This window comes from Ottowia sp. VDI28 (genome assembly GCF_049532675.1).
Lineage (GTDB): Bacteria > Pseudomonadota > Gammaproteobacteria > Burkholderiales > Burkholderiaceae_C > Ottowia.
In genome coordinates this window covers 5,358,207-5,383,945 of sequence record NZ_CP149820.1, presented here as the reverse complement: position 1 = coordinate 5,383,945, position 25,739 = coordinate 5,358,207, and the positions used below count along the sequence as shown (strand labels likewise).

At 62.9% G+C, this 25,739-nt stretch carries 21 protein-coding genes and 2 pseudogenes; 13 read left to right on the top strand and 10 right to left on the bottom strand.

Annotated features, from left to right (window positions below; translation table 11 throughout):
* The first annotated feature begins 134 nt into the window (after nt 1–134).
* The 8 genes from WJU18_RS25640 (at nt 135) to WJU18_RS25605 (ending at nt 7,185) form a co-directional block, all read left to right on the top strand.
* Nucleotides 135–719: a hypothetical protein gene (locus tag WJU18_RS25640; protein WP_423456675.1), complete on the top strand. Its 585-nt coding sequence runs from the start codon at nt 135–137 to the stop codon at nt 717–719.
* Nucleotides 716–1,270, top strand: a complete 555-nt coding sequence (locus tag WJU18_RS25635; protein WP_423456673.1) for a TlpA family protein disulfide reductase — start codon at nt 716–718, stop codon at nt 1,268–1,270. The genes WJU18_RS25640 and WJU18_RS25635 overlap by 4 nt, the downstream gene beginning before the upstream one ends.
* A gap of 82 nt (nt 1,271–1,352) precedes the next feature.
* Complete coding sequence (accB, locus tag WJU18_RS25630; RefSeq protein WP_423456671.1) at nt 1,353–1,820, top strand: acetyl-CoA carboxylase biotin carboxyl carrier protein; 468 nt, start codon at nt 1,353–1,355, stop codon at nt 1,818–1,820.
* A 16-nt stretch (nt 1,821–1,836) separates the two neighbouring features.
* Entirely contained in the window at nt 1,837–3,186 is a 1,350-nt protein-coding gene (accC, locus tag WJU18_RS25625; protein ID WP_423456669.1) for an acetyl-CoA carboxylase biotin carboxylase subunit, read from the top strand.
* Between the two features lie 163 nt (nt 3,187–3,349).
* Complete coding sequence (prmA, locus tag WJU18_RS25620) at nt 3,350–4,246, top strand: 50S ribosomal protein L11 methyltransferase (protein WP_423456667.1); 897 nt, start codon at nt 3,350–3,352, stop codon at nt 4,244–4,246.
* A 317-nt stretch (nt 4,247–4,563) separates the two neighbouring features.
* Entirely contained in the window at nt 4,564–4,857 is a 294-nt protein-coding gene (locus WJU18_RS25615) for a hypothetical protein (protein ID WP_423456665.1), read from the top strand.
* A 152-nt stretch (nt 4,858–5,009) separates the two neighbouring features.
* Nucleotides 5,010–6,212, top strand: coding sequence for a DUF3426 domain-containing protein (locus tag WJU18_RS25610; protein ID WP_423456663.1), 1,203 nt, complete (start codon nt 5,010–5,012; stop codon nt 6,210–6,212).
* Between the two features lie 73 nt (nt 6,213–6,285).
* Entirely contained in the window at nt 6,286–7,185 is a 900-nt protein-coding gene (locus tag WJU18_RS25605; RefSeq protein ID WP_423456662.1) for a carbohydrate kinase family protein, read from the top strand.
* 84 nt (nt 7,186–7,269) lie between these two features.
* On the opposite strand, the gene WJU18_RS25600 is transcribed toward WJU18_RS25605, so the two are convergent.
* The 7 genes and pseudogenes from WJU18_RS25600 to WJU18_RS25570 form a co-directional block, all read right to left on the bottom strand.
* Nucleotides 7,270–7,818, bottom strand: a complete 549-nt coding sequence (locus WJU18_RS25600) for a histone (RefSeq protein ID WP_423456660.1) — start codon at nt 7,816–7,818, stop codon at nt 7,270–7,272.
* A gap of 198 nt (nt 7,819–8,016) precedes the next feature.
* On the bottom strand, nt 8,017–9,213 hold the full coding sequence (locus WJU18_RS25595) for a ribonucleotide-diphosphate reductase subunit beta (protein ID WP_423456659.1): 1,197 nt from the start codon (nt 9,211–9,213) through the stop codon (nt 8,017–8,019).
* A 107-nt stretch (nt 9,214–9,320) separates the two neighbouring features.
* The gene (locus WJU18_RS25590; RefSeq protein ID WP_423456657.1) at nt 9,321–12,239 is read right to left on the bottom strand and encodes a ribonucleoside-diphosphate reductase subunit alpha; all 2,919 of its coding nucleotides are present in this window, start codon (nt 12,237–12,239) and stop codon (nt 9,321–9,323) included.
* Nucleotides 12,240–13,007: 768 nt separating this feature from the next.
* Nucleotides 13,008–13,591: pseudogene (gene ampD / locus WJU18_RS25585) on the bottom strand (1,6-anhydro-N-acetylmuramyl-L-alanine amidase AmpD).
* Nucleotides 13,588–15,113: pseudogene (locus WJU18_RS25580) on the bottom strand (sigma-54-dependent transcriptional regulator). Before WJU18_RS25580 ends, ampD begins: the two co-directional pseudogenes overlap by 4 nt.
* A 100-nt stretch (nt 15,114–15,213) precedes the next feature.
* Complete coding sequence (locus tag WJU18_RS25575) at nt 15,214–16,950, bottom strand: two-component system sensor histidine kinase NtrB (protein WP_423456655.1); 1,737 nt, start codon at nt 16,948–16,950, stop codon at nt 15,214–15,216.
* Between the two features lie 253 nt (nt 16,951–17,203).
* A complete protein-coding gene (locus WJU18_RS25570; RefSeq protein ID WP_423456654.1) occupies nt 17,204–18,013 on the bottom strand; it encodes a cytochrome C assembly family protein in 810 nt (269 codons plus the stop codon).
* Nucleotides 18,014–18,114: 101 nt separating this feature from the next.
* Here WJU18_RS25570 and ffh point away from each other — a divergent pair, with 101 nt between their 5' ends.
* Together ffh and WJU18_RS25560 are read left to right on the top strand one after the other, a co-directional pair.
* Entirely contained in the window at nt 18,115–19,530 is a 1,416-nt protein-coding gene (gene ffh, locus WJU18_RS25565) for a signal recognition particle protein (RefSeq protein ID WP_423456652.1), read from the top strand.
* Between the two features lie 7 nt (nt 19,531–19,537).
* Complete coding sequence (locus WJU18_RS25560) at nt 19,538–20,062, top strand: low molecular weight protein-tyrosine-phosphatase (protein WP_423456650.1); 525 nt, start codon at nt 19,538–19,540, stop codon at nt 20,060–20,062.
* 515 nt (nt 20,063–20,577) lie between these two features.
* Here the strand turns inward: WJU18_RS25560 and WJU18_RS25555 are convergent.
* The gene (locus tag WJU18_RS25555) at nt 20,578–21,522 is read right to left on the bottom strand and encodes a LysR substrate-binding domain-containing protein (RefSeq protein WP_423456648.1); all 945 of its coding nucleotides are present in this window, start codon (nt 21,520–21,522) and stop codon (nt 20,578–20,580) included.
* A 150-nt stretch (nt 21,523–21,672) separates the two neighbouring features.
* On the opposite strand from WJU18_RS25555, the gene WJU18_RS25550 reads away from it, so the two are divergent.
* Nucleotides 21,673–22,542 carry a pirin family protein gene (locus WJU18_RS25550; RefSeq protein ID WP_423456646.1) on the top strand — a complete coding sequence of 290 codons (870 nt, stop codon included), beginning with the start codon at nt 21,673–21,675 and terminating at the stop codon, nt 22,540–22,542.
* A gap of 79 nt (nt 22,543–22,621) precedes the next feature.
* On the opposite strand, the gene WJU18_RS25545 is transcribed toward WJU18_RS25550, so the two are convergent.
* Complete coding sequence (locus tag WJU18_RS25545; RefSeq protein WP_423456644.1) at nt 22,622–22,978, bottom strand: NIPSNAP family protein; 357 nt, start codon at nt 22,976–22,978, stop codon at nt 22,622–22,624.
* Between the two features lie 104 nt (nt 22,979–23,082).
* Between WJU18_RS25545 and WJU18_RS25540 the strand changes: the two genes are divergently transcribed.
* The gene (locus tag WJU18_RS25540; RefSeq protein WP_423456642.1) at nt 23,083–23,823 is read left to right on the top strand and encodes an ArsR/SmtB family transcription factor; all 741 of its coding nucleotides are present in this window, start codon (nt 23,083–23,085) and stop codon (nt 23,821–23,823) included.
* A gap of 60 nt (nt 23,824–23,883) precedes the next feature.
* Here WJU18_RS25540 and WJU18_RS25535 read toward each other — a convergent pair whose 3' ends face one another.
* Nucleotides 23,884–24,864 carry an ABC transporter substrate-binding protein gene (locus WJU18_RS25535; protein WP_423456640.1) on the bottom strand — a complete coding sequence of 327 codons (981 nt, stop codon included), beginning with the start codon at nt 24,862–24,864 and terminating at the stop codon, nt 23,884–23,886.
* Nucleotides 24,865–24,971: 107 nt separating this feature from the next.
* Here WJU18_RS25535 and WJU18_RS25530 point away from each other — a divergent pair, with 107 nt between their 5' ends.
* Complete coding sequence (locus tag WJU18_RS25530; RefSeq protein WP_423456638.1) at nt 24,972–25,712, top strand: TetR/AcrR family transcriptional regulator; 741 nt, start codon at nt 24,972–24,974, stop codon at nt 25,710–25,712.
* Nucleotides 25,713–25,739: the final 27 nt, after the last annotated feature.

Genomic DNA, 25,739 nt, shown 5'->3' with positions numbered 1-25,739 from the left:
GGTATCGCGAGGCTTTTCAACGCCGCAGACGCGTTTTTTGCGGGCGCCGTGCAACGGGCACAACGGACCCGTGCAGGGACTTTGAGCACGCTCTAAGAGACAGGCAAGGCAGAATCCGGTAGATGGAAACCCTGATGCACGAAATTGCCGCTACGGCTGCGCGACTGGTCGTGGAAGAAGGCCTGGACTACGGTGCTGCCAAGCGCCGGGCCGTCAAGGTCCTGGGCGCGCCCGCGCGCGCCGCTTTGCCGGATAATGACCTGCTTGAAAGCGAAGTGCGCGCCTATCTGGCGCTGTTCTACGGTGACACCCAACCTGCGGAGCTGGAAGCCCTCAGGCAGCAGGCGTTGCTCTGGATGGACCGCCTCGCCGAGTTCCGGCCGTATCTGACGGGAGCGGTATGGAACGGAACCGCCACGCGGCTATCTGACATTCATCTGCAGTTATTCTGCGATGATCCCAAGTCGGCTGAAATTGCCCTCATCGACCATCGCATTGCCTATGAGCCCCGCACGGTGCGCGGCTTTCACGGCGAACCGGTGGAAGCGCTGAGCTTTTCAAGCCTTTGCCCTGAACTGGGCGAAACGATCGGTATTCACCTGATGATCTACGACCACGACGATTTGCGCGGCGCCCTGCTGCCGCGCGGCCCCGATGCCCGAGCCCTTCGCGGCGATGCCAAGGCGGTCCGCAAGCTTCTGCAGGAGCCCGAGCTATGAGTGAGTCCCCAGCCATGAGCACGCCGCCTTCCAACGACCGCCGCCGCTGGCTGATGGCCGGCGCCGTGGGCGTGGTGGCGGCCGCGGCGGGTGCCGGTATAGCCTGGCAGCGCTTCGAGCCCCATGCCGAGGAGCCTGACAACTTCTGGTCACTCAGTTTTCCGCCGCCAGATGGCGGCGCGCCGCTTCTGCTCGAGGCTTTCAAGGGGCGCCCCCTGCTGGTCAACTTCTGGGCGACCTGGTGTCCGCCATGCGTGGAAGAGTTGCCTCTTTTGAACCGCTTTTACGGCGAAAATAAGGACAAAGGCTGGCAACTGATCGGTCTGGCGGTCGACAAGACCGATCCGGTCAAGCGCTTCCTCTCCCGCCTGCCTCTCGATTTTCCCGTGGGCATGGCCGGCATGCAAGGCACGGAACTGGCCCGGTCGCTTGGCAATGCAGCCGGAGGATTGCCCTATACCGTGGTCTTCGGGCCGAACGGGCGAGTCGCAGAGCGTAAGATTGGGCAAGTGCAGGAAGCGGACCTGCAAGCTTGGCGTTCGAAATTCTGACTGAGCGAAATATTGTTAAATTACCGGAATTGATGGTAATTTGATGTAAATTCGCCCTGTTTCACATAAAAGCATTCTTTTCATGGATCTGCGCAAACTCAAAACCCTGATCGACCTCGTGTCGGAGTCCAACGTTTCCGAGCTGGAAATCACCGAGGCCGAAGGCAAGGTTCGCATCGTCAAGGGTGGCACGGGAGTAGCCCAGCCTGTGGTGTACGCACCCATGCCGGCTCCTGCGCCTGCAGCGCAAGCGGCTGCCGCGCCTGCGCTGGCCGAGGCCAAGGAGGCTGCTCCGGCGGCTGCGCCTTCCGAGACCGGCTTCACGGTCAAGTCGCCCATGGTCGGTACTTTCTACCGTGCAGCCAGCCCGGGCGCCAAGCCTTTTGTCGACGTGGGCTCGCAGGTCAAGGAAGGCGATACGGTGTGCATCATCGAAGCCATGAAGATCCTCAACGAGATCGAAGCCGATAAATCCGGCACCATTACCAAGATCCTGGGTGAAAACGGGCAGGCGGTCGAGTACGGTCAACCCCTGTTCGTGATCGAATAAGCCCCAGGGAACGCGGATGTTCAAAAAGATATTGGTCGCCAATCGGGGCGAGATCGCCTTGCGGGTGCAGCGCGCCTGCCGTGAGCTGGGTATCAAGGCCGTCATGGTGTATTCCGAGGCTGACCGCGATGCCAAGTACGTGCGCCTGGCGGAAGAGGCGGTGTGTATAGGCCCGGCGCCATCGGGTCAGAGTTACCTGAACATGCCTGCCATCATCTCGGCCGCCGAGGTGACGGATTCCGAGGCCATTCACCCCGGTTACGGTTTCCTGAGCGAGAACGCCGATTTCGCCGAGCGGGTGGAAAAGAGCGGCTTCCAGTTCATTGGCCCCACGCCCGAGTCGATCCGCATCATGGGCGACAAGGTGTCGGCCAAGCAAGCCATGATCAAGGCGGGCGTGCCCTGCGTGCCCGGGTCCGAAGGCGAGTTGCCGGACGATGCCGCCGCGCTCAAGCGCATCGCGAAGTCGGTGGGCTATCCGGTCATCATCAAGGCGGCCGGCGGCGGTGGCGGGCGCGGCATGCGCGTGGTGCACACCGAGGCGGCGCTGCTCGCCGCTGTGCAGATGACCAAGGCCGAGGCCGGAGTGGCTTTCGGCAATCCGGCGGTCTACATGGAGAAATACCTCCAGAACCCGCGCCATATTGAGATCCAGGTGATGGCGGACAAGCACCGCAATGCCGTCTACCTGGGGGAGCGCGATTGTTCCATGCAGCGGCGCCACCAGAAAGTGATCGAAGAGGCGCCGGCGCCCGGGATTCCGCGCCGCCTGATCGAGCGTATCGGTGAACGTTGCGTGGCCGCCTGCAAGAAAATCGGCTATCGCGGTGCCGGCACCTTCGAGTTTCTGTACGAGAACGGCGAGTTTTACTTCATCGAGATGAACACGCGCGTGCAGGTGGAGCACCCGGTGACCGAATGCGTCACCGGCGTGGACATCGTGCGCACGCAGATCATGGTGGCCGCTGGCGAAAAGCTGCCTTTCACGCAGCGGCAGATCCAGATCCGGGGTCATGCCATCGAATGCCGGGTGAACGCGGAGGATCCCTTCAAGTTCACGCCTTCGCCGGGCCGGGTGACCACCTGGCATATGCCGGGCGGCCCGGGGGTGCGGGTGGATTCGCACGTGTACAACAATTACTTCGTTCCGCCCAACTACGATTCGATGATCGGCAAGCTCATCGTGCACGGTGACACGCGTGAGCAGGCCATCGCCCGCATGCAGACGGCGTTGGCCGAAACCGTGATCGAAGGCATCAGCAGCAATATTCCGCTGCATCGCGAGTTGATGGTGGACGCCAATTTCATCGCTGGCGGCACCAACATCCACTACCTGGAAAAGTGGCTGAGCGATCACCAGCGATGATGTGGTCCCCCCTGAGGCGCTGACGCGCCTTCCCCCAGGGGGACGCACCTCGCGGCCTGGCAAAGCCAGCTCCGCGGGTGCCCTTGAATGGCCTGCTCCGCGGCCTTTCGAATCTTTGTGTTTCATGCGATGTGGGTGGCACGCAACGCCATGGATGACTGAGATGTTCGAATTGCGACTGATCTGCCCTGAGGACCGGGTTGAGCCGATTTGCGAGGCGCTGGAGGCGCTCGATGCCCTGAGCGTGTCGGTGGAGGACGCAGATGCCGACACCGACGCGGAGCAGGCGCTGTTCGGTGAGCCGGGGTTGCCGCCGCCAGCCAATAGCTGGGAGCGTTCGCGCGTGGTGGCTTTGTTCGTCTCCGAAGCTGCGGCGCAGGAGGCTGCGGCATTGCTGGCCGTTCAGGATTTCTTCAGTGGCTGCAATGTGCAATCTGTGGCGGCGGTGCCTGATGAAGACTGGGTGCGTCTGACGCAATCGCAGTTCGCGCCGGTGGAAATCACGCCCGAATTCTGGATCGTGCCCACCTGGCATGAGCCGCCCGCGGGCGCCGTGCGCATGATCCGGCTTGATCCCGGTTTGGCTTTCGGCACGGGCACTCACCCGACGACCCGGATGTGCCTGCGCTGGATCGCGGCTCAGGCGGCGGGCGGGGGCATGGAGGGGCAGCGCGTGCTCGACTACGGCTGCGGCTCCGGTATCTTGGCTATCGGTGCCGCCCTGCACGGCGCGTCGTCGGTGGATGCCGTGGACATTGATGAAGCCGCGGTCACTTCCACCATTGACAACGCCCAGGCCAACGGCGTGACGCTGATGGCGGGCTTGCCGGACAAGGCGGAGGGAGCGTATGGCGTCGTGCTGGCCAACATTTTGGCTACGCCGCTCAAGGTGTTGGCGCCCCTGCTATGCAGCCATGTCGCACCCGGCGGTTCGCTGGTGCTGGCTGGCGTGCTGGAGCGGCAGACGGCTGAATTGCAGGAGGCCTACAGACCCTTCATCGACCTCCAGGTGGGCGATACCCAGGAAGGGTGGGTTTTGCTGGTGGGCAAGGCCCGCTGAGCCTGGCCTTCGGTTTTCCCTGCCCTTGTAGGAGAGGCCAAGAGAAATTCGGTTACATATAGCGTGGATTAGATTCCTTGGAAAAGATTCCTTCCTAAATGGAAATAGTCTTGTTCCATCTTGGTGATTTTTAAAACAGTTCAATACCCTCAAAATTCATACCACGGAATCGGCAAGAAGACTCTTGGGTAAAACCCTTAAAAGTCAAGCCCCATTTCCGCGGTGAGTCCATATGCATTTAAGCGGACTCAACGAATATGAGGTTGTCCGGTAGACAGCCTGTCGCTGTACCAAGTTGAATTGAAGGAAGAAAAATCATGCAAGCCAAGAACATCGCCCTCGTTACTCTGCTGGCAGCCACTTTCGCTGGCAGCGCTTTCGCAGCCCAGCCTGAGTCTGGCGAAGGCCCTCTGTTTCTGAACGAGCCGGTGGTGGCCAGCACCCTGACCCGTGCTGAAGTGACCAAGCAAGCCATTGCCAACCCGCCTGCGACCAACGCGACCGTCTTCACCGGCAACATCAAGAGCCAGTACACCCGTGCTGAAGTGCGCAAGCAAACCCGTGAAGCCATCGCTCATGGTTATCGCGTGCAGAGCGGCGACGCGGGCTGATCGTTCTCGCAGCGGTCTCTTGAGGCCGCTCAAGGCAAAGAATGAACGAGATGGATCGCCATCTCGTTTTTTTTGCGCGCGCAGATAGCGATTCCTTGGTGGGAGAGGGTGCGTGAGAGGCCCAAGGGCAGCTTAGAATCAGCTCTCTCTTTATGAGTCTGATCACGCGTTGCCCAGCCTGCGCGACCATGTTCAAGGTCGTCCCCGATCAGCTGCGCATTTCGGCCGGCTGGGTGCGTTGCGGCGTGTGCGCCGAGGTGTTCGACGCCGCGGCGCAGATGCTGTTGGCCGCTGAAAGCAAGGAGTTGGAGTCGGCGGTGTCGGCTTCCATACCTGTCGTTCAGATATTGCCGTCGGAGCCCTCGGAGGTGGCCCAGGACCCTGCTGAGCAAAGTGGCCGCCCTTCAAGCTTCGATAACGTGGCGGATCAGGAGTTACCGGTCGTTGATGTGGCTGTAGTGGCGGAGCCGAGGAGCGGATCCGTTGAGCCATCCGCCGACGAACCTGTTGCCGAGCTTGCCGATGAGTCCGTGGGCGCCGCTGTTGCTGCGCCACCCGCCGGTAGCAACGGTTTCAATCAGGCGCTCCATCAGACGCCGCCCCGTGCCGATGCGCTGTTCGCGCGTCCGGCCAGCGTGGAAGAACCTGTGTCGGGGCCGGAGCAGGAAGCTGCTCCTCCAGATGAAAGCGGGTACGCCCGTTTTGCCCCAGGGCGGCCTCGCAAGGAGGCCGCGCCAGCCGAGAAAAAGAATACGGCACCGTCGGATTCGGAATCGTGGCTCGATGCCATCGCCCAAGACGCGTCGGCAGAAGATGAGACCCTTGAGCCGGCGGAGGAGGTGCCGTCCTTCGTGCGGCAAGCCCAGCGTAATGCCTTCTGGCGTTCGCGTGGCGTCCGTTCGGCTATTGGGCTGGCCGTGGTGCTGGTGGCATTGGGGTTGGGGTGGCAATGGATGGTTCAACAGCGTGACTGGTTGGCCGCGCGCGAGCCGCGCCTGACGCCCATGCTGGAGCTGCTTTGCCGACCGGCGGGATGCGCCATTGCGCCTTATCGCGATCTGAATGCCATCGTGATCGATGGCTCCAGTTTTCAACGTATGTCGCCCAACTCGTTTCAACTCGGCTTTGGTTTGCGCAACAAAGGGAGTTTGCCCGTGGCCACGCCCGCGCTGGAGCTGACGTTGACCGATGCGCAGGATCAGGCGCTGCTGCGCCGTGTTCTAAAGGTGCAGGATCTGTCTGCTCCAGCCACCCTGGCGGCGCAAGGTGAATTCAACGGCACCAGCGCACTCAGTGTGGATGTCGCCGACCCTACGGCGATCGTCGGCTATAGGCTCGTCGCTTTTTATCCCTAAGAACGTGAACACGTTCTGAAGCCCTCTTTCAGCCTTCTTTCAGCCTTCTTTTCAATAGGACCTGCCCCATTCCATGGCTACCCTGATCTGCGGTTCGCTCGCATTCGACACCATCATGAGCTTCGAGGGGCGTTTTGCGGCCCAGATCCTGCCTGAGCAGTTGCACATCCTGAACGTGTCATTTCTGGTGCCGACGCTGCGCCGTGATTTTGGTGGGTGCGCCGGCAACATCGCCTACGCGATGCGCCTGCTCGGCGGAACGCCGCTGCCCAAGGCCACGGTCGGCAATGACGGTGCAAGTTATATGGAGCGCCTGCGCACGCTGGGTATTTCGACGGAGTTCGTGCGGGAAGTGGAGGACACCTACACCGCGCAAGCGATGATCATGACCGATCAGGACAACAACCAGATCACCGCCTTCCATCCAGGCGCGATGATGCAGGCCCATATCACGCACATCGCACCGCGTGAGGATATTCGCCTGGGCATCATTTCGCCCGATGGGCGCGACGCCATGCTGCAGCACGCGGAGGAATTCCATGCCGCAGGCATTCCATTCGTCTTCGATCCGGGTCAAGGTTTGCCGATGTTCGACGGGCGAGATCTGGCGCACTTTGTCGAATTGGCCACTTGGGTCACCGTCAATGATTACGAAGGCAAGATGCTGTGCGACCGCATGGGTGTCGATTTGGCGGAGCTTTCGCGCCGTGTGCGGGGCTTGATCGTGACCTTGGGTGGCGAAGGATGCGAGCTCTGGGAAGACGGGCAGAAGACCCATGTGCCTGCCGTGAAGGCCGCTGAGATAGTTGATCCGACCGGTTGTGGCGATGCCTGGCGCGGTGCGCTGCTGTATGGCCTGGAGCAAGGCTGGCCGCTGCTCAAGTGCGCGGCCCTGGGCAATCAGGTGGGCGCGTTGAAGATCGCGTCGCGGGGGCCGCAGAATTACAACCTGGACGGCGTGGTCACATCCTGAACACCTGACGTACCGAAACAAAAAAGCCCGGCACGTAGTGCCGGGCTTTCGTTCATCAGCCTGTGAGGGCTGATGAAGTCAACCTCAGGGCTTGCTGGCCGTGGGGAACGGCCAAGCTGCTTGAGGGTTCAGGGTCGTCTGAGCCGCAGGGGCAGGCTTCTTGGCAGGAGCCTTTTTAGCTGCCGCTTTTTTCGCAGGGGCAGCTTTCTTGGCAGCAGGCGCTTTCTTGGCTGCAGCTTTCTTCGCCGGAGCCGCTTTCTTGGCAGGCGCTGCTTTCTTCGCAGCGGCTTTCTTCACCGGGGCCTTTTTAGCAGCCGCTTTTTTAGCGGGTGCTGCTTTTTTGGCGGGTGCTGCCTTCTTGGCTGGAGCGGCTTTCTTAGCCGGTGCGGCCTTCTTCGCCGGAGCGGCTTTCTTGGCCGGAGCGGCTTTCTTAGCCGGAGCAGCTTTCTTCGCTGGGGCCGCTTTCTTCGCAGGCGCTGCCTTCTTCGCTGGTGCGGCTTTCTTCGCTACGGCCTTCTTGGCGGGAGCTGCCTTTTTCGCCGGTGCGGCTTTCTTGGCCGGTGCGGCCTTCTTAGCCGGTGCGGCTTTCTTCGCTGGGGCCTTCTTTGCGGCCGCTTTCTTCGCAGTTGCCATGTTTTTCTCCTTGATCAAGTTGAACTATCAACAGGGAACACTTCGTGCCTGTTGAGCGCACGAAGCGATTCATGGCGCTGAAGCAGGGGCTTCAGCGCCATGAACACGGGTGCAGCGCCATCCCCACCGCTGGCGGCGGAGATGAGAGGCTGCGAAAAAGTGACCACGTGAACGCACATGAAATGAGGCTGTTTTCCTTCAGTCCCAGGAAAGAGCGCCGCCCGACTGATACTCGATCACCCGGGTTTCGAAGAAGTTGCGCTCTTTTTTCAGATCGATCATTTCGCTCATCCATGGGAACGGGTTTTCCTCGTTCGGGAAGAGCGGGTCGAGGCCGATCTGCGTGGCGCGCCGGTTGGCGATATAGCGCAGATAGCCCTTGAACATGGATGCGTTGAGACCCAGCACGCCGCGCGGCATGGTGTCTTCGGCATACCGGTACTCGAGTTGGACGGCCTTGTCGAACAGGCCTTTGATCTCGGCTTTGAACTCAGGCGTCCAGAGGCCTGGGTTTTCCAGCTTGATCTGGTTGATCAGATCGATACCGAAATTGCAGTGCATCGATTCGTCGCGCAGGATGTATTGGTACTGCTCGGCGGCACCGGTCATCTTGTTCTGTCGGCCCATGGCCAGGATCTGCGTGAAGCCGACATAGAAGAACAGGCCTTCCATCAGGCACGCGAAGACGATCAGGCTCTTCAGCAGGGTTTGATCGGCCTCGGGTGTGCCGGTTTCAAACTGCGGATCCATGATGGCGTCGATGAACGGGATCAGGAACTCGTCCTTCTCGCGGATCGAGGAGACCTCATGGTAGGCGTTGAAGATTTCCGATTCGTCGAGGCCGAGGGATTCGACGATGTACTGGTAGGCGTGCGTGTGGATCGCTTCCTCGAACGCCTGGCGCAGCAGGAACTGGCGGCACTCGGGCGCCGTGATGTGGCGATAGGTGCCCAGCACGATGTTGTTGGCGGCCAGCGAGTCGGCGGTGACGAAGAAGCCCAGGTTGCGCTTGATGATGCGGCGCTCGTCCTCGGTCAATCCGTTCGGATCTTTCCAGAGGGCGATGTCGCGGTTCATGTTGACCTCCTGCGGCATCCAGTGATTGGCGCAGGTGGCGAGATACTTTTCCCAAGCCCACTTGTACTTGAACGGCACGAGCTGGTTGACGTCAGTCTGGCCGTTGATGATGCGCTTGTCCGCCGCGTTGACGCGGCGTGCGCCTGATGTGTGGGTGGAGGTAGTGGGGGCTGCCGCCGAAGTGGAAGACGCAGCGGAAGAGAAAGGAGCGGAGGCAGAAAGGCGATCACCAGCACCGCGTTCGTGGCTTGGTGTTGGCGTAAGAGACTGCACTGCGGGTTGCAGCGCAGGCCGTGCTTCTTCGTCCCAGGTCAACATAGAAATTTCCAATGCTTCAATTATGGGAGCAACAACACGAATTGAAAAGTCTTCGTGCCTGTTGCTACCCGTTTTCTGTTGTTATGTGGCATCGCCACGTAGATTTTTCACTGGCAGGCTTCGCAACCTGGATCGTCGATCGCGCAGAACTTGATGTCTGTGGCAGGTGTCTCGATCTCCGTCGCTTGCGGTGTTTGAGCAGCAGGTGCTGCTTGTGGTTTGGCGCTGCTGGAGGGGGCGGCGCTGCCGGAGGAGACCGCGTTGAGGCGGCCTGATTGCACGGTGGATTTCTCAGCGTGCGTGGCGCTGGTGGTGCGCAGGTAGTAGGTGGTCTTGAGACCGCGCAGCCAAGCCAGCTTGTAGGTTTCGTCCAGCTTCTTGCCGGAGGCGCCTGCCATGTAGATGTTCAGGCTCTGCGCCTGATCGATCCACTTCTGGCGCCGTGATGCGGCTTCCACCAGCCATTGCGGCTCGACTTCGAATGCAGTGGCGTAGAGCGCCTTGATCTCCTGCGGCACACGGTCGATGGGCGCGAGCGAACCATCGAAGTGCTTGAGATCCATCACCATCACGTCGTCCCACAGGCCCAGGCGCTTCAAGTCCTTGACCAGGTAATGGTTGATGACGGTGAACTCGCCGGAGAGGTTGCTCTTGACCGAGAGGTTGCCGAAGCACGGCTCGATGGAGGCATCGACGCCGACGATGTTGGAGATGGTGGCCGTGGGTGCGATAGCGACGCAGTTGGAGTTGCGCATGCCGTCTTGCGCGATCTTGCGGCGAAGCGCATCCCAATCGAGGGTGGAGGAGCGATCGACTTCGACATACCCGCCGCGGGCCTGAGCCAGCAGATCGAGCGTGTCGGGGGGCAGGATGCCTTTGTCCCACAGCGAGCCGTGGTAGCTGGAGTAGCGTCCGCGCTCGGCCGCGAGCTCGGTGGAGGCCCAGTAGGCCTGGTAGCACACGGCTTCCATGGATTGGTCTGCGAAGGCCACCGCTTCGGGCGAACCGTAGGCGATGCGCAGTTCATACAGCGCATCCTGGAAGCCCATGATGCCGAGGCCGACGGGGCGGTGGCGCATGTTGGAGTCGCGCGCTTTCTTGACGGCGTAGTAGTTGATGTCGATCACGTTGTCGAGCATGCGCATGGCCGTGGTCACGGTGCGCTGGAGCTTGGCGTGATCGATGCCGCCATCTTTCAGGTGTTGCAGGAGGTTGACCGAGCCCAGATTGCAGACGGCGGTCTCGGTGTCGCTGGTGTTGAGCGTGATCTCTGTGCAGAGGTTGCTGGAGTGCACGACACCGGCGTGCTGCTGCGGGCTGCGCACGTTGCAGGCGTCCTTGAAGGTGATCCAGGGGTGGCCGGTCTCGAACAGCATCGAGAGCATCTTGCGCCACAGATCAACGGCCGGCAGCGCCTTGCTGGGTTTGATCTCGCCGCGCCGCGCGCGCTCCTCGTAGGCGGTATAGGCCTGCTCGAAGTCGGCGCCGAATTTGTCGTGCAGGTCGGGCACGTCGGCGGGGGAGAACAGCGTCCACTCGCCTTTTTCCATGACGCGCCGCATGAACAGGTCCGGAATCCAGTTAGCGGTGTTCATGTCGTGGGTGCGGCGGCGGTCATCGCCGGTGTTCTTGCGCAGCTCCAGGAATTCCTCGATGTCGAGGTGCCAGGTTTCCAGGTAGGTGCAGACGGCGCCTTTGCGCTTGCCGCCCTGGTTGACGGCCACGGCGGTGTCGTTGACCACTTTCAGGAACGGAACCACGCCCTGCGATTCGCCGTTGGTGCCTTTGATGTGGCTGCCGAGGGCGCGCACGCGCGTCCAGTCGTTGCCCAGTCCGCCAGCGAATTTGGAGAGCAGCGCGTTTTCCTTGATGGATTCGTAGATGCCGTCGAGATCGTCAGGCACCGTGGTCAGGTAGCACGAGGAGAGCTGCGAGCGCAGCGTGCCGCTGTTGAACAGCGTGGGGGTGCTGCTCATGAAGTCGAACGAGGACAGGATTTCGTAGAACTCGATAGCGCGCGCTTCGCGGTCGATCTCGTTCAGCGACAGGCCCATGGCCACTCGCATGAAGAAGGCCTGGGGCAGCTCGATGCGGATCTTGCGCAGGTGCAGGAAGTAGCGGTCATAGAGCGTTTGCAGACCCAGGTAGTCGAACTTCAGGTCGCGCTCGGGCTTGAGGGCCGCGCCCAGGCGGGCCAGATCGAACTGCTGCAGGCGCTCGTCCAGCAGGCCGCCTTCGATGCCCTTCTTGATGAACTGCGGAAAGTAGTCGGCGTAGCGCTCGGCCAGTTGCGTGAGGCTCACGGTTTCGCCCAGGATTTCCTTGGCGATGGTGTGCAGCAGCAGGCGGGCGGTGACGTAGGTGTAGTCGGGCTCTTTCTCGATCAGCGTGCGGGCGGCCAGGATGGCGGCCTTGTAGACTTCTTCCACGGGCACGCCGTCATACAGGTTGCGCAGGGTTTCCGTGAGGATGGGGGCGCCCTGGACTTCAGTGCCGAGGTTGGCGCAGGCCTGGTCGACGAGCACTTTCAGTGCCTGCATGTCGAGCGCGACGCGCTCGCCCTTGTCGATGACGTGGAGCACAGGCGCCTGGATGGCGGCTTCTTCGGCCTTGTGCTGCGCGCGCTCCTGCGTGCGGCGCTCACGGTAGAGCACGTAGGCGCGGGCGACTTCATGGTGGCCGCCGCGCATGAGGCCGAGCTCGACCTGGTCCTGAACGTCTTCAATATGAAAGGTGCCGCCGCCCGGACGCGAGCGCATCAGGGCCCGCACCACGGTTTGCGTGAGGCCGTCGACGACCTCGCGCACGCTGGCGGAGGCCGCGCCTTGCGTGCCATGGACAGCCAGGAAGGCCTTCATCATGGCCACGGCAATTTTGCTGGGCTCAAAAGCGACAACGGCGCCATTGCGCCGCATGATCTGGTAGCTGGTGAGTGCTTTCCCAGCGTTCGGGGCGCTGGAGGAGTGGTCTTCTGCTGCTTGGAGGCGGGGGGAATGGGCGGGCGCGGTGCCATGGGCTGTTTGCATGAGATCCTCTCGGTAAAGCGTTGTTGTGGCGTTGTGGTGCAGATGAGTTCGAGGCGGCCACTGCTTGGGTGGGCGCTTTTTGGGTGTTCAACGCGGGGTTCAAATACACACTATATATAGTGTCGGCTTTGAGTTCAAGCCACTATCTGTAGTGTATCTACTAAGAGGCGTGAAAAAGAGCGTTAGAGAAAATTTGATACGTTTTTCTTTTGAATCTTTCTTCTTCTCTCTCTCTTCTTCTCCCTCTCCCTCTGGGAGAGGGTTGGGGTGAGGGCTTTCACTGGAGGTCGATCAGAACGGCCTTCTGCTCCCTGATGACCTTCAGCTATTTGATCTGAGGTCGGAGGCCGGGATTGCCCCCGGCAGTGCACCTACCTTTCTTTGCGTCGCCAAAGAAACGTAGGCCAAAGAAAGGCGACCCCACTGCCCGCGTCCCTGCGCTGCGCTCCGGGCAGCCTGCGATGCTCGGTCAAGGGGCGGTGCTGCAGAACTCGCTATGTTCACTACGTTCACGCCGCTCAAACAGCTGCAGCAAGCTAGAGCACGAAGCAAGGGCATCTTGCAGTGCCCTTGCCCGCCCCTTGCCCTGCGCTTCTCAGCGCGGGCAGAGGGGTGGGGGCCCGGCTCGGGCCATCGCTGCGCTCGGCCCGCGAATCAACAGACCTCGCTACGCTCGGTGGTCTTGTTCCCTCCCCCGTTGGGGGAGGGTTAGGGAGGGGCTTTCACCGCGCCACCTCTTGACCGCTGCTACTCCCCGCGCCCGGCTTCTCAGCGCACAGGAAACTGCTCAGCCGGCCAGCCCAATGTGCGCTGCAGCAATGGCCAATCAAACCCCGGACCTGGATCCTGCTTGCGGCCGGGGGCTACATGCTCATGGCCGGCGATGGCATTGATCGGATACTGGCCGGCGACGGCCGCGCTGAGGCTGGCCAGGGTTTCATACTGCATCGGCTCGAACGCGCCACCCTCAAGGCCTTCCAGTTCGATCCCAATGGAAAAATCATTGCAGTTCAGGCGGCCACCGTGGCTTGAGGCGCCGGCATGCCAGGCGCGGTCGTCGCAGCTGACGAACTGCCACAGGGCGCCATCCCTGCGTATATAGAAATGAGCCGATACCTCGATACCGCGAATGAGCTCGAAGTAAGGGTGTGCGCTCCAGTCGAGGGTGTTGGTGAAGAGCGCTTGTACGTTCTCTCCTCCGAATTGCCCGGGGGCAGGCTGATGGAATGCACGACGATCAGGCTGATATCCATGCCCGCGGGGCGAGGGCCGAAATTGGGCGAGCGCAGAAGGCGCGCGTGCCGGTACCAGCCCGCATCCCATAACGCGGAAGAGGCTTCAGGTGTGCTCAACTGCCGTTTCCAGGGTCATTGTCGTCGCCGGCGTCGCTGCCGCCTGGCGCCGTGATGCCCAGGCGCGCCATCCGGTAGCGTATCTGGCGCAGATTGAGCCCCAGGCGCGTGGCCGCGGCCGTGCGGTTGAAGCCGGTTTCGTCGAGCGCGCGCACGAGCATGTCCTTTTCCTGGCCGTCGAGCCAGGCTTGTAGATCGTTGGGGATGGGGCATGCGCTGGGGCCGGGGTCTACGGAGGCCGCGAATGCAGCGGGCTCGGCCGGTGGCGGGGCCATCCTCGGGGGCGCCGCCAACAGATCGTCGAGACCGGATTCGCTGCCATCACCCAGCGCGAGCGCGCGGTGCAACAAGTTCTCGAGTTCGCGTACATTGCCGCGCAGCGGCGCTTCATTCACTTCCTGCAGCAGACGCTGTGAGACTGGGGGAGCCGGAATGCCTGAATCAGCGGCGATGCGCGCGAGCAAGGCCTGGCACAGCGAGGGCAGGTCTTCGCGGCGCTCGCGCAGCGGCGGCACGAGGATCTCGATCACGTTGAGGCGGTAGAACAAGTCCTGCCTGAAGCGGCCAGCCTGCACTTCCGCCGCCAGATCCTTGTGGGTGGCGCTCACGATACGCACATCCACCGGTTCTTCCTGTGTTTCGCCAAGCGGACGGATGCGCCGCTCCTGAATGGCTCGCAGCAATTTGGCTTGCATGGCCATCGGCAGGTCGCCGATTTCATCCAGGAACAGCGTGCCGCCGCGCGCGGCCTGAAAAAACCTTCGCGGTCTTGCACCGAGCCGGTATAGGAGCCCTTGCGGGCACCGAAGAATTCGGCTTCCAGAAGACTCTCGGGAATGGCACCGCAGTTGACCGGGACGAACGGCCCCGTGCCGCGATGGCTGCAGGCGTGGATGGCCACGGCCACCAGTTCCTTGCCCGTGCCGGATTCGCCCTGTACCAACACCGGGGCCATGCTGGTGGCGACCTTGGCGATGCGCTGCTTGACGCCGCGCATGGCGGCGGACTCGCCGACCAATCGCGCCAGCGCGGTGCCGGCGGTGTCGCTGGCTGGGGGGACCGAGGCTGCATTCGACTGGGCGGGCGTATGGATGGGCAGGTTCAGGGGCACAGCGGGGGCGGTTGGCGCGGCGCTGGGCGGTTGCAGCGCCGAGGCCACCACGGCGCGGAACTGCTTGAGATCCACCGGTTTGGTCAGATAGTCGAAAGCGCCGGCCTTCAGCGCTTCCACCGCGTTCTCGGCCGATCCATACGCGGTGATCATGATGCTGCGCTCCTGCCGCCGCGCCGCAGTGATTTCGCGCAGCAGCTCCAGCCCCAGGCCATCCGGCAGGCGCATATCGGTGATGATGATGTCGAAGCGCTGCTGATCCAGTTGTCCGCGTGCTTCGGCCAGGGTGCCGGCCGCCTGCACGCGATGGCCTTCGCGCAGCAAGGTCAGTTCATAGAGCGTGCGAAGGTCGGGCTCGTCGTCGACGACCAGCACGTGTGCCGGCGCGGGAAAGGATGAAGTGGCGCTCATGGCGAATAAGCTCGCGGCGTAGCCTTGACGGCGCTGCGCGGCTGGGTGTAAGTGGGGCCATTGGTCATGGCGTGGAGGTCTTTAGATCGTGAACACGTTCTTAGAGTCTGGGCAAGCCGCCGCGCATGCGCTGGAAGCTCACGGAAAATTCGTTGCCCTCCACCATACCCCCTTCTCGCTCGCGCGGCGCGCGTTCGTAGCTGATGGTGGCGGCGTGGCGCTCGCACAATTCGCGGCAGATGAAGAGACCCAGGCCGCTGGAGCGGCTCTCGGAAGAAAAGAAAGGCTCGAACAGGTGGCGCCGGACGGTTGGCTCCATGGGCGGGCCGTCGCTCCAGACCGCGAGCCGCACCGGGCCGTCGCGCATGGCGCGCATGCTGACCTGTATGGAACCGGCGGAGCGGCTGTTGTAGCGCAGGGCGTTGTCGAGTAGGTTGACCAGCAGGCGCCTCAGGTGGTCATGGGCGAAGCGCACCTGTACCTCCGGCGCGCGCAACTCCAGGCGTAGAAGATGGATGGCATGGTTCTGCTGCGCCCAATCGCGGCAGAAAGTGTCGGCGCTGGCGTTGAGCGGCAGCGATTGCCCGAGGCTGTCATGGCCATGATGCTGCGCGCGCGCGATGGCCAGCACATCATCGACGATATCATCCAGGCGCTGGGCGTTTTGCCGCACCATGGCCGTGAGGCGCCGCTGCGCAGGCTGCTCGAGGTCTTCTTCCAGCAGCGCGTTGGCCTGGCTGATGGCGGCCAGCGGATTGCGGATTTCATGCGCCACGGCCGCCGACATGCGGCCCATGGCGGCGAGTTTCTCGGTGCGCAGGCGGGCCTCCATTTCACGAAGATCCTGCAGGAACATCACGCACAGGCTTTTGCTGCCGTCGTTCATCGAGGGCGTGAGGAGGGTGCGCACCTGCAGATAGGAGCTTTGCAGGTCGGCATGGCGCAAGATGACCTTGGCTGAATCCACCGGCGTCTCGGCAAAGCTCATCTGGGCGATCTGGGCGAGCTGAATCCAGGCCGGGTTGTCGTCAAGATTGAAGATGGGCGGTGTGACGTCCTGATCGGAGCCGAGCATCAACCGGGCCGCCGGGTTGGCCGCGCGCACTATGCCAGTGGCGTCGACGACCAGCACCCCATCGGAGAGGGTTTCGATCACCATATTGTTGACCAGAGCTTGCTCGCGCACTTCCGCCTGGCTGCGGCGCGAGGTCCGCTCTTCGAGCGCCAGGCGCTCCGACAGGTAGCTGATCAACCAGGCGAGCATCATCAGCCCGCCGCCGGCCAGGGCCGCCTGGACCCATTCCGTTCGGCCGGCCCATTCGGAAAGCCCTGCCGATTGGGCCGCGTGGCCGAGCAGGCACAGCGCCGCCAGGGCCGCCGTGCCGAGCGCCAGTGCGCGCGAGCCCAGAATGGCGGCCATCAGCACTGGCAGCGCCAGCAGCGGCGAGAAATTGATGCTGCCGACCTGCTGCCAGTACATCAGGCTGAAAAGCGCCAGATCGGCGCCCACGGTGTACAGCCATTGCGCATCGAAGTGCCGCCCCTGCTGCCGCGGCCGCGCCAGCAGCGCCACCGCCGAGGTGAGCAGGAGGTAGCCGATGCACAGGGCCACCAGCCATGCCGGTGTGGCGTTGCCCAGTACGTAGAGAGCCAGGTGCAGGCCCAGGAGCGCCAAGGCGATCACCACGCGCGCGCCCATGAAGGCTTTCCAGAGGCGCGCGAAATCCGAGTCTTCCACGTCGCCCGGAGGGGGCTCCGCGTCACGCCGGGAAGGCCGGCCCGTGGAGTTCGGCAGTGAGCCGAACCACGATGAGGAGTCTGTGGTCGATGAGGTCACTGGATCAGTTCCGTGACGAGCGGCTCAGGCACCTTCCGCCTGGCGGCGGTGCGCAGCGGAACAATAGCTGCCACGCTGGCCCTTTACCGCATCGGTTTGCGGCACGTGCACGCCGCAGACCGGGCAGCTCAGCATGGGTAGGATCTCCTGGCGTCCTTTTTTCTGAGGGGGGCTTGCCGCGGTTGTTCCAGACGCCGTCCGCGCTTCCACAGCCAGACACCGCCCAGCACGGCGAGCAACAGGATCAAGAGCTTCATACCGCACGCCCCAGCAAGACTTCAAGAACGAAACGCGAGCCCACATAGCCCAGCAGCAGCAGGCCCGCACCGACGTAGAGCACGCGCACCGCGCGCCGCCCGCGCCAGCCCCAGAGCCAACGCCCCAGCAGCAGCACCGCGAACACCACCCATGAGAGGAGAGTGAACACGCGCTTGTGGTCCCACTGCCAATGCTTGTGCGTGGTGCCGTAGAGCGTTTCTCCAAAGAGCGTGCCGGCCAGCAGTGTGAGGGTCAGCAAGACGAAGCCGGCACCGACGAAGCGGAACATCAGCCGCTCCAGTGTGAGCAGCGGTACACCGCCATCGTTCTCCTGCGGGGCGTGCCGCATCTGCGCTTCGGCTCGCGTCATCAGCCAGCCGTGCGCCACAGCCGCGGCGAACAGGCCATAGGCGGCGATGCCCAGCGCCCAATGCAGCGGCAGCCAAGGCGAGGAAGTGGCCGGCAAGGCCGTGCCCGGGAACAGCAGCGCCAGGACAATGGCCAGCGCTCCGAAGCCCGCCAGCGCCCAGCGCGCCCGAAGCTGTGGGTAGAGTTGGCTTTCCACCACGTAGGCGGTCAGCACCAGCCATACCGTGATGGACAGGGCCGGCGCAAAACCGAAGCGCGGGGCCTCGCCGAGCAGGCTCCAGGCGAGTTGCGCCCCGTGCAAAACCCAGGCCAGCAGCAGCATCCGCCGGGCGCTCAGGGTGCCGAGAGTACGTGCCGCCAGCGCGGGCACGGCATAGGCTACCGCCGCTGCCGCGCCAAGCAGCAGGCCGACTGGGGAAGCGCTGGCTAAAATCATGGGTACAGTTTAGCGGCTCGGCCTCCCCTCAAGAGGTTCCAGCCGTGCTCTTCATACGGCTTTTTTGCACGCGATATCTGCCGCGCGTGCCCCTTTCCCCCATGGCCACCGCACTCACCGACAAACTCTCCAGTCTGGTCAAGAAGATTTCCGGCCAGGCGCGCATCACCGAAAGCAACGTCTCCGACATGCTGCGGGAGGTGCGCATGGCGCTGCTCGAAGCCGATGTGGCGCTTCCCGTCGTACGCGATTTCATCGCCCGCGTGAAAGACAAGGCCATGGGCCAGGAGGTGCTGGGCAGCCTGAAGCCCGGCCAGGCGCTGGTGGGCATCGTCAACCGAGAACTGGCGGCCACCATGGGCGAGGGCGTGGCCGACCTCGATCTGGCGGCTCAGCCGCCGGCCGTGATCCTGATGGCCGGCCTGCAGGGCGCCGGCAAGACCACCACCACGGCCAAGCTGGCGCGGCACCTGATCCAGAAGCGCAAGAAGAAGGTGCTGACAGTGTCAGGCGACGTCTACCGCCCGGCTGCCATCGAACAATTGAAGACGGTGACCCAGCAGGCGGGCGCCGATTGGTTCCCCTCCACGCCAGACCAGAAGCCGCTGGACATTGCACGCGCCGCGCTCGATCACGCCCGGCGCCATTTCTACGATGTGCTGCTGGTCGATACCGCCGGCCGTCTGGCGATCGATGAGGCGCTGATGCAGGAAATCAAGACCCTGCATGGCGCGCTGAACCCGGTCGAGACTTTGTTCGTGGTCGATGCCATGCAGGGCCAGGATGCCGCCAACACCGCCAAGGCTTTCAAGGAGGCGTTGCCGCTCACGGGCATCGTGCTGACCAAGATGGACGGCGATTCCCGCGGCGGTGCCGCGCTGTCGGTGCGGCAGATCACGGGCGCGCCGATCAAGTTCGCGGGCGTTTCGGAAAAAATCGACGGCCTGGAAGTATTTGATGCCGAGCGCCATGCGGGCCGTATCCTGGGCATGGGCGACATCGTGGCGCTGGTGGAGCAGGTGGCGACCGGCGTCGATCTGGAGGCCGCCAAGAAGCTGGCCGAGAAAGTCAAGAGCGGCAGCGGCTTCGATCTGCAGGATTTTCTGGGCCAGCTCCAGCAGATGAAGCAGATGGGCGGGCTCGGCAGCCTGATGGACAAGCTGCCCACGCAAATGACGGCCAAGGCCACCGATGCCGATCTGAGCCGCGCCGAGAAAGACATCAAGCGCAAGGAGGGCATCATCAACAGCATGACGCCCGGCGAGCGCCGCAAACCCGAACTGCTTAAGGCCAGCCGCAAGCGCCGCATCGCTGCGGGCGCGGGTGTTCACGTTCAGGAAGTCAACCGCCTCCTCAAGGAGTTCGAGCAGATGCAGGGGATGATGAAGCAGATGAAGGGCGGCGGCCTGATGAAGATGATGCGCCGAATGGGGGGCATGAAGGGGTTGATGGGCGGCGGCGGTGGCCTGCCGCCGGGCATGGGCGGTCCTGGCGGTGGGGGCAAGCTGCCGTTCTAGGAACGTGATGGCCGCTCCTGATCTGTCCTATCTGAACGGCGCCGGCGTGGTGCGGGTGCTCATGGTGTGCATGGGTAATATCTGCCGCAGCCCCACGGCGCAGGGCGTGCTGGAAAAATGGGTGAAGGCCGCTGATCAGCAGGAGCGCATCCATGTGGATTCGGCCGGCACGCATGGCTACCACGTGGGCGCGCCGCCTGATGAGCGCGCGCAGCAGCATGCGGCACGGCGCGGTGTGGATTTGAGCGCGCAGCGCGCGCGCCAACTAACGGCACGGGATTTCGAGGACTTCGATCTGATTCTGGTGATGGATGCCGCCAACGAGCGCGCAGCCCATGCCCTATGCCCGCCGCGGCTGCGGCACAAGCTCCATCGGTTGACGGATTTCTGTGCGGCGGACGGGGTCGATGAGGTGCCTGATCCCTACTATGGCGGCGCCGCCGGATTCGAGCGTGTGCTGGATCTGGTGGAGAACGGGTGCGAGCGGCTTTTGCAAATACTGAAGACAGCAGATCGGGCCCTTCGCTCTTGATTCTTGATGGCTTTCAGTTATTTGATTTGAGGTCGGAGGCCGGGATTGCCCCCGGCAGTGCACCTACTCTTCTTTGCGTCGCCAAAGAAGAGTAGGCAGAAGAAAGGCGACCCCACTGGACGTGTCCCTGCGCTGCGCTCCGGGCAACCTGTGGTGCTCAATCGAGGGGTGGTGCCGTCGAACTCGCTATGTTCACTTCGTTCACGCCGCTCAAACAACGCCGGCAAGTCAGAGCACGAAGCAAGGGCATCTTGCAGTGCCCTTGCCCACCCCACGCTCTGCGCTCCTCGGCACGGCCAGAGGGGACCCGTGGCTCGGGCCATCGCTGCGCTCGGCCCGCGAATCAACGGGCTTCGCTGTATTACTCCTTCCCCCTCTGGGGGAAGGCGGGGATGGGGGCTTTCACAGCGCCACTTCCACCCGGCTGTTCCTTTCCCATTCTCCGCATTTCCGTGCTCAACGTCCTCCGAAAATAGCGATACACCGGCCGTCCGACCCAGTCGAAGTGTCTTGACTCACGCTGCCTGCAGGCAGCGTTTTTGATGCGCCAACTGGGCGAATTCCTCCGCCAGAAAATCCAGCAGTTTGCGCACCGCGGGCCGCATGCCGCGGCGCGACGCAAAGGCGGCTTGTACCATCCCCGCAGGAGGCGCCCAGCCAGGCAGAACCTCAAGGAGCCGGCGCTCGATCAAGGCTTCATGGACCATCAGGCGCGGCAGCGCCGCACAGCCCACGCCGGCCAGCGCGGCACAGACCAGCGTGCCCATGTCATCGGCCACCAGGCGCGGTTGATGATCGACTTCGGCGTGGGCTCCGGCCAGATTGATCAGTGTCCAGCGTGTTTCGTCGGCCGAGTTGCCCAGGCCCAGCGTGGGCAGGCGGGCCAGATCGGCTGGCGTGGCGGGCGGCGCTGCGTTGGTCAGCAACTCCGGGGCAGCCACGAGCACGTGCGGGCTTTGCGCCAGCGATTTCACGATTTCGTCGGCGTGCAGGGAAGGGATGGTACCGTCTGCGGCGGGAAAGCGCACGCGCAGCGCCAGATCGACACCGTCGTGCCATAGATCGACATTGCGGTTGGTGGATTCCACGCGCACCGCGACCTGGGGCCAGGCCCGCAGGAATTGCGCGAGCATATCGGCCACAGCGTGCTGGAGCAGAGCCGGTGGGCAGGACAAGCGGACTGTGCCGCGCGGTTCGGAAATCTCCTCGGCCGACAGCGCTTGCGCGGCTTCTGCCTCGGCCAACATGGCGCGGGCATGTTGCAGTGTGCGCTGGCCGATGTCGGTGACGGCAAAGCGCCGCGTGCTTCGCTGGATCAGCCGGACACCCAGATGGGCTTCCAGCTCGGCCACCCTCCGGCTGAGCTTGGATTTCGGGATGCCCGTGGCGCGTTCGGCAGCGGCAAAGCCACCATGCTCAGCCACGAGCGCGAAATAGGCGAGATCGTTCAGGTCTTGCATGGGTTCATCGGCACATCGGATCACTGTTGCGCATGTGGAACGATGTGTGGCATTTTGACGGCTTTTCTTCTGTTCATCCTGCCTCTACTATGAATACATGCGCTGGCAGAACGGCCAAGCGCCCCACGAAGTCGAGCAAAGGAGCTTGATATGAGCACGAAAACAGTCTTGAACACCCGCAGCGCCCCTGGCAGGCATTGGGTTGGCAATGGGTTCCCGGTCCACGGCATGTTCGGCTACAACGGCGACGGCGTGGCGGAGCGCAGCCCGTTTCTGCTGCTTGATTATGCGGCGCCGACCCGCTTCGAGCCGACCACTGAACGGCGTGGCGTAGGGCAACACCCGCACCGCGGCTTCGAGACGGTGACCATCGTCTATGACGGCGAGGTCGAGCATCGCGACTCCACCGGCGGTGGCGGCGTGATCGGCAAGGGTGACGTCCAATGGATGACGGCCGGCGGCGGCATCATCCATGAGGAGTACCACTCTCCTGAGTACGGCCGCAAGGGCGGGCCTTTCGAGATGGTGCAGCTGTGGGTCAACCTGCCGGCCAAGGACAAGATGGCGCCGGCAGGCTACCAGGCCATTACGGATGGGCAGATCCCTTCAGTGGCTTTGCCTGATGGAGCGGGGCAGGTGCGCGTGGTCGCAGGGGCCTATGGCGATGCCAAAGGCCCGGCGCACACCTTCTCGCCGATGAACGTGCTGGACGTGCGTTTGGCAGCGGGGCGCACGGTGCAGTTGCCGCAGCCCGAAGGCTGGACCACCTTGCTGGTGGTGCTGGCCGGCACGGTGGCGGTCAACGGCGATACGGTGCTGCGCGCGGCCGAGATGGCGACGCTGTCCACGGCGGGTGCTGGCGTGGAGATCGAGGCCAACAACGACGCGAAGCTGCTGCTGCTGTCGGGGGAGCCGATTGAGGAGCCGGTCGTGGGTTATGGGCCGTTCGTGATGAACAGCGAAGCCCAGATCCGCGAGGCGATCAACGACTTCAACAGCGGGCGCTTCGCGGAGCACTGAAAGAAAAGGCGGGCAGAAAAGGCGGGCTTATCACTACCCCCGCCCTTTCCCCCTTTTTCCCCTTTTTCGCACGCCTGGGTCAGGCCTGAACCATCGGATCGGGTACTGGCCGAGCAGGTTTTCCGAAGGTCTGCTCAGCTACCTCCGTGAAGGTCCGATGTTCTCGCAGAATGAAACGTTGGCGCTGCGCGAACTCGAAGTTGGCCTTGCCTTCGGCATCGTCGCGAAGACGCTGGCGATAGGTTTCGTAGGCGGCCAGGCTTTCAAAGGCGATGAGCCCCCATGCTTCATGGTTGGTTCCTTCCCAGGGAAGAAAGTAGCCGATCAGGTGCCCTCCGCATCGAGGAATGATCTTTCCCCAGTTGTTCGCATACTCGCGAAAGGCGCCGAGTTGGAAAGGGTCGATTTCATAGCGGATGAAACAGGTCATGGACATGAAGAAGCTCCAGGTAGTAGGACTTCATCGTCGTCCATGCGGGCAGCCTCATGCTTCGCTCCGGAACGAAGCGTGATTCAGCGCACGGGGCCATACTTGGGCTCATGAATACCAACCAGATTGCGCGGATCGCTTCGTTGATGGGGGAGCCGGCGCGCACCGCCATGCTGGTGGCGTTGATGGATGGGCGGGCGCTCACGGCTGGGGAACTGGCCCGCGCCGCGCACCTGTCCGCGGCGACCACCAGCCGCCATCTCGCCTTGCTGGTGGAGGCTTCTCTGCTTCATGTGGTTCAGCAGGGCAAGCACAGGTATTTCAGGCTGTCGTCCCCGGAAGTCGCTCAGACTCTGGAGGGCATCATGCAGCTCTCCGTTCAGGCAAGTGCCGCGAGGCCTTTCGTCGGCCCCAAGGACGTGCCGATGCGTGTCGCGCGCCTATGCTATGACCATATCGCGGGGAGATTGGGGGTGGCGATTGCCGAGGCCTTGCAGCAATCCGGCGCGATCATCTGGGATGACCTGAGCGGCAACTTCGTCACTCCCGCGGCGCAGGCGGTGCTGGAACACATGGGTATTTCCATGGTTAAGGCCGAAGCGGGCCAGGCTCGCCGCGCCCATGACCGCCCGCTTTGCCGCCCATGCCTGGATTGGAGCGAGCGGCGCATGCACGTGGCCGGACGCCTGGGCGCTGTGATCTGCCGTCATTGCCTGGAGAAGGGGTGGCTCACGAAAACGGCAAACCGGTCGCTTGCGATCACGCCTCCTGGGGCGAAGGCTTTGAGCGCGTGGCTAGGTGCGGAGCGCTGGGCTGCGATAGAGGCTCCCGACCGGGAAGGCGGTCAATGACTTCAACGGCAGGCCATCCGGTGGCATGGACTCTTGCCGCCATCTTCTCTCCGCGCGCGCTCACTGCGCTGCCATGCGTGTCTTTTTGTCCAGAAACTCGTTCGTGAACATCAGGGCCGGATCGAAAGCCTTGTCGATGCCGATCAACGAGCTCACCAGATCGTAGTCTGATTTCACGCGCGCCCCGTCAATAGCGCCCAAGGCGACCTTGGTGGTCGTCTCATCACGCATCAGCGTCTTGATGCGTTCCCACTGATCGCGCTGGTTGTCGGCGTTCAACCCGCTCGCGCCCGCCATCAAGGCTTGCAGGCAGGGGTCGAATGCCTGCACGCAGGCCGCATAGGCGCGTTGGGTGACGGCCGTGAACTTCGCGACGGCATCCTTGTTCTTTTCAAGGAAAGCGTGATTGACGACGATGGAGTTGCCATAGACGTTCAGCCCGACCGAGCTCCAGGGCGCGAAGCCAAGGTCGTTGCCGAACTCCTTGATCTTCTGGTCATGCTCGTTGTAGAAGTCGCTGATGATGTCCACCGATTTCGCCTTCAGGGCAGCGACCTTCGCCTGCGGGCTCAGGTTGACGAACTTCACCGCCGTGGGCTCCAGCCCCGCCTTCTTGGCGAAGGCCGGCCACATGAGACGCGCGGCATCGCCGGGAGGGTTGCCGATCTTGCGGCCGCCGAAGTCTTTGGGGCCGGTGATGCCGGAGGACTTGAGCCAGTAGAAACCTTGGGGGCTGTTGGCGTAGATCACCATCAGTGCGGTGAGGTCCGCGCCCTTGCCGCGCGCCTGCATGGCGGTGGGCAGGTCGACGATACCGAGCGGCGTGCCTCCCGCGCCTACCCGTTGAGCCGTGGCGGCCGAGCCCTTGCCGGTCTCGATGTTCAGATCAATGCCTTCCTTCTTGTACCAGCCCTGGGCCTTGGCGAAGTAAAGAGGTGCATGGTCCGCCGTGGGCGTCCAGTTGAGCATCAGGCTCAGATCCGCCGCGGATGCGGATAAAGTCGTGAAGGCGGCGCACAGGGCGGTGATCAGAAGTTTCATTGCACAGGTTCCAACGGGGTGATTCGTGTATCATTTATATCAACTGTTTTGTTGATAGGCAATGGGTAAGACGCCGCATTTCGCTTTTTCAAACGCCGGAGACTTTGATGAGTACTTCACAGCGAAAGGCGCCGCGGGCCGTCGCCGTCCGCGAAACCCCAGCGCCTGCTGAATCCGTGGATATGCCACCGGTGCGGGGCAGAGCCCGCGCATTGGCCAATCTGCCGCGCCGGGACGCCGCCGCCACGCAGGAAGCGCTGCTGTCGGCAGCGACAGAAGAGTTTGCGCGAAACGGCTTCGCGGGCGCGCGCGTGGATGTGATTGCCGCTTCGGCAGGTGTGAACAAGCAGTTGGTCTATCACTACTACGGCAGCAAGGAGGGCCTGTACCGTCAGGCGCTTGAGACCGTATACGCCCAACTGCGGGAAAAGGAGCAGGCCTTGTCGCTGGCCGACATGGCGCCGGCCGAGGCCATGAGCGCGCTGGTGGGCTTCTCTTTTGACTATCTGAACGAGCACCCGGAATTCATATCGCTGCTGGCCGATGAGAACCGCAGCAAGGGCCAGCATATAAAAGAGTCTCAGCCGCTTCTGCAAATGCATCTGCCGCTGGTGGAACTGCTGGAAGCCACACTGGCCCGGGGTGTCGCCAGCGGCGTATTCCGCAGCGACTACGACGCGGTCAATCTCTACATCTCAGTGGCAGGCCTGTCGTACTTCTTCTTCTCCAACAACCATACCTTGTCGGTCATTTTCGGCAAGCGCCTCGATTCCCGGGCCGCGCTCGCCAACCGCCGCAAGCACGTGATCGACTTCGCCCTCCACGCGCTGCGTCCGGATGCTTCCTGAGGCCAGAAAAATTCTTATCAACTAATT

Bases quoted from the DNA above. Each gene is read 5' to 3' on its own strand.
- WJU18_RS25640 (WP_423456675.1), top strand. From the start codon at position 135: ATGCACGAAATTGCCGCTACGGCTGCGCGACTGGTCGTGGAAGAAGGC.
- WJU18_RS25635 (WP_423456673.1), top strand. From the start codon at position 716: ATGAGTGAGTCCCCAGCCATGAGCACGCCGCCTTCCAACGACCGCCGC.
- accB (WP_423456671.1), top strand. From the start codon at position 1,353: ATGGATCTGCGCAAACTCAAAACCCTGATCGACCTCGTGTCGGAGTCC.
- accC (WP_423456669.1), top strand. From the start codon at position 1,837: ATGTTCAAAAAGATATTGGTCGCCAATCGGGGCGAGATCGCCTTGCGG.
- prmA (WP_423456667.1), top strand. From the start codon at position 3,350: ATGTTCGAATTGCGACTGATCTGCCCTGAGGACCGGGTTGAGCCGATT.
- WJU18_RS25615 (WP_423456665.1), top strand. From the start codon at position 4,564: ATGCAAGCCAAGAACATCGCCCTCGTTACTCTGCTGGCAGCCACTTTC.
- WJU18_RS25610 (WP_423456663.1), top strand. From the start codon at position 5,010: ATGAGTCTGATCACGCGTTGCCCAGCCTGCGCGACCATGTTCAAGGTC.
- WJU18_RS25605 (WP_423456662.1), top strand. From the start codon at position 6,286: ATGGCTACCCTGATCTGCGGTTCGCTCGCATTCGACACCATCATGAGC.
- WJU18_RS25600 (WP_423456660.1), bottom strand. From the start codon at position 7,818: ATGGCAACTGCGAAGAAAGCGGCCGCAAAGAAGGCCCCAGCGAAGAAA.
- WJU18_RS25595 (WP_423456659.1), bottom strand. From the start codon at position 9,213: ATGTTGACCTGGGACGAAGAAGCACGGCCTGCGCTGCAACCCGCAGTG.
- WJU18_RS25590 (WP_423456657.1), bottom strand. From the start codon at position 12,239: ATGCAAACAGCCCATGGCACCGCGCCCGCCCATTCCCCCCGCCTCCAA.
- WJU18_RS25570 (WP_423456654.1), bottom strand. From the start codon at position 18,013: ATGATTTTAGCCAGCGCTTCCCCAGTCGGCCTGCTGCTTGGCGCGGCA.
- ffh (WP_423456652.1), top strand. From the start codon at position 18,115: ATGGCCACCGCACTCACCGACAAACTCTCCAGTCTGGTCAAGAAGATT.
- WJU18_RS25560 (WP_423456650.1), top strand. From the start codon at position 19,538: ATGGCCGCTCCTGATCTGTCCTATCTGAACGGCGCCGGCGTGGTGCGG.
- WJU18_RS25555 (WP_423456648.1), bottom strand. From the start codon at position 21,522: ATGCAAGACCTGAACGATCTCGCCTATTTCGCGCTCGTGGCTGAGCAT.
- WJU18_RS25550 (WP_423456646.1), top strand. From the start codon at position 21,673: ATGAGCACGAAAACAGTCTTGAACACCCGCAGCGCCCCTGGCAGGCAT.
- WJU18_RS25545 (WP_423456644.1), bottom strand. From the start codon at position 22,978: ATGTCCATGACCTGTTTCATCCGCTATGAAATCGACCCTTTCCAACTC.
- WJU18_RS25540 (WP_423456642.1), top strand. From the start codon at position 23,083: ATGAATACCAACCAGATTGCGCGGATCGCTTCGTTGATGGGGGAGCCG.
- WJU18_RS25535 (WP_423456640.1), bottom strand. From the start codon at position 24,864: ATGAAACTTCTGATCACCGCCCTGTGCGCCGCCTTCACGACTTTATCC.
- WJU18_RS25530 (WP_423456638.1), top strand. From the start codon at position 24,972: ATGAGTACTTCACAGCGAAAGGCGCCGCGGGCCGTCGCCGTCCGCGAA.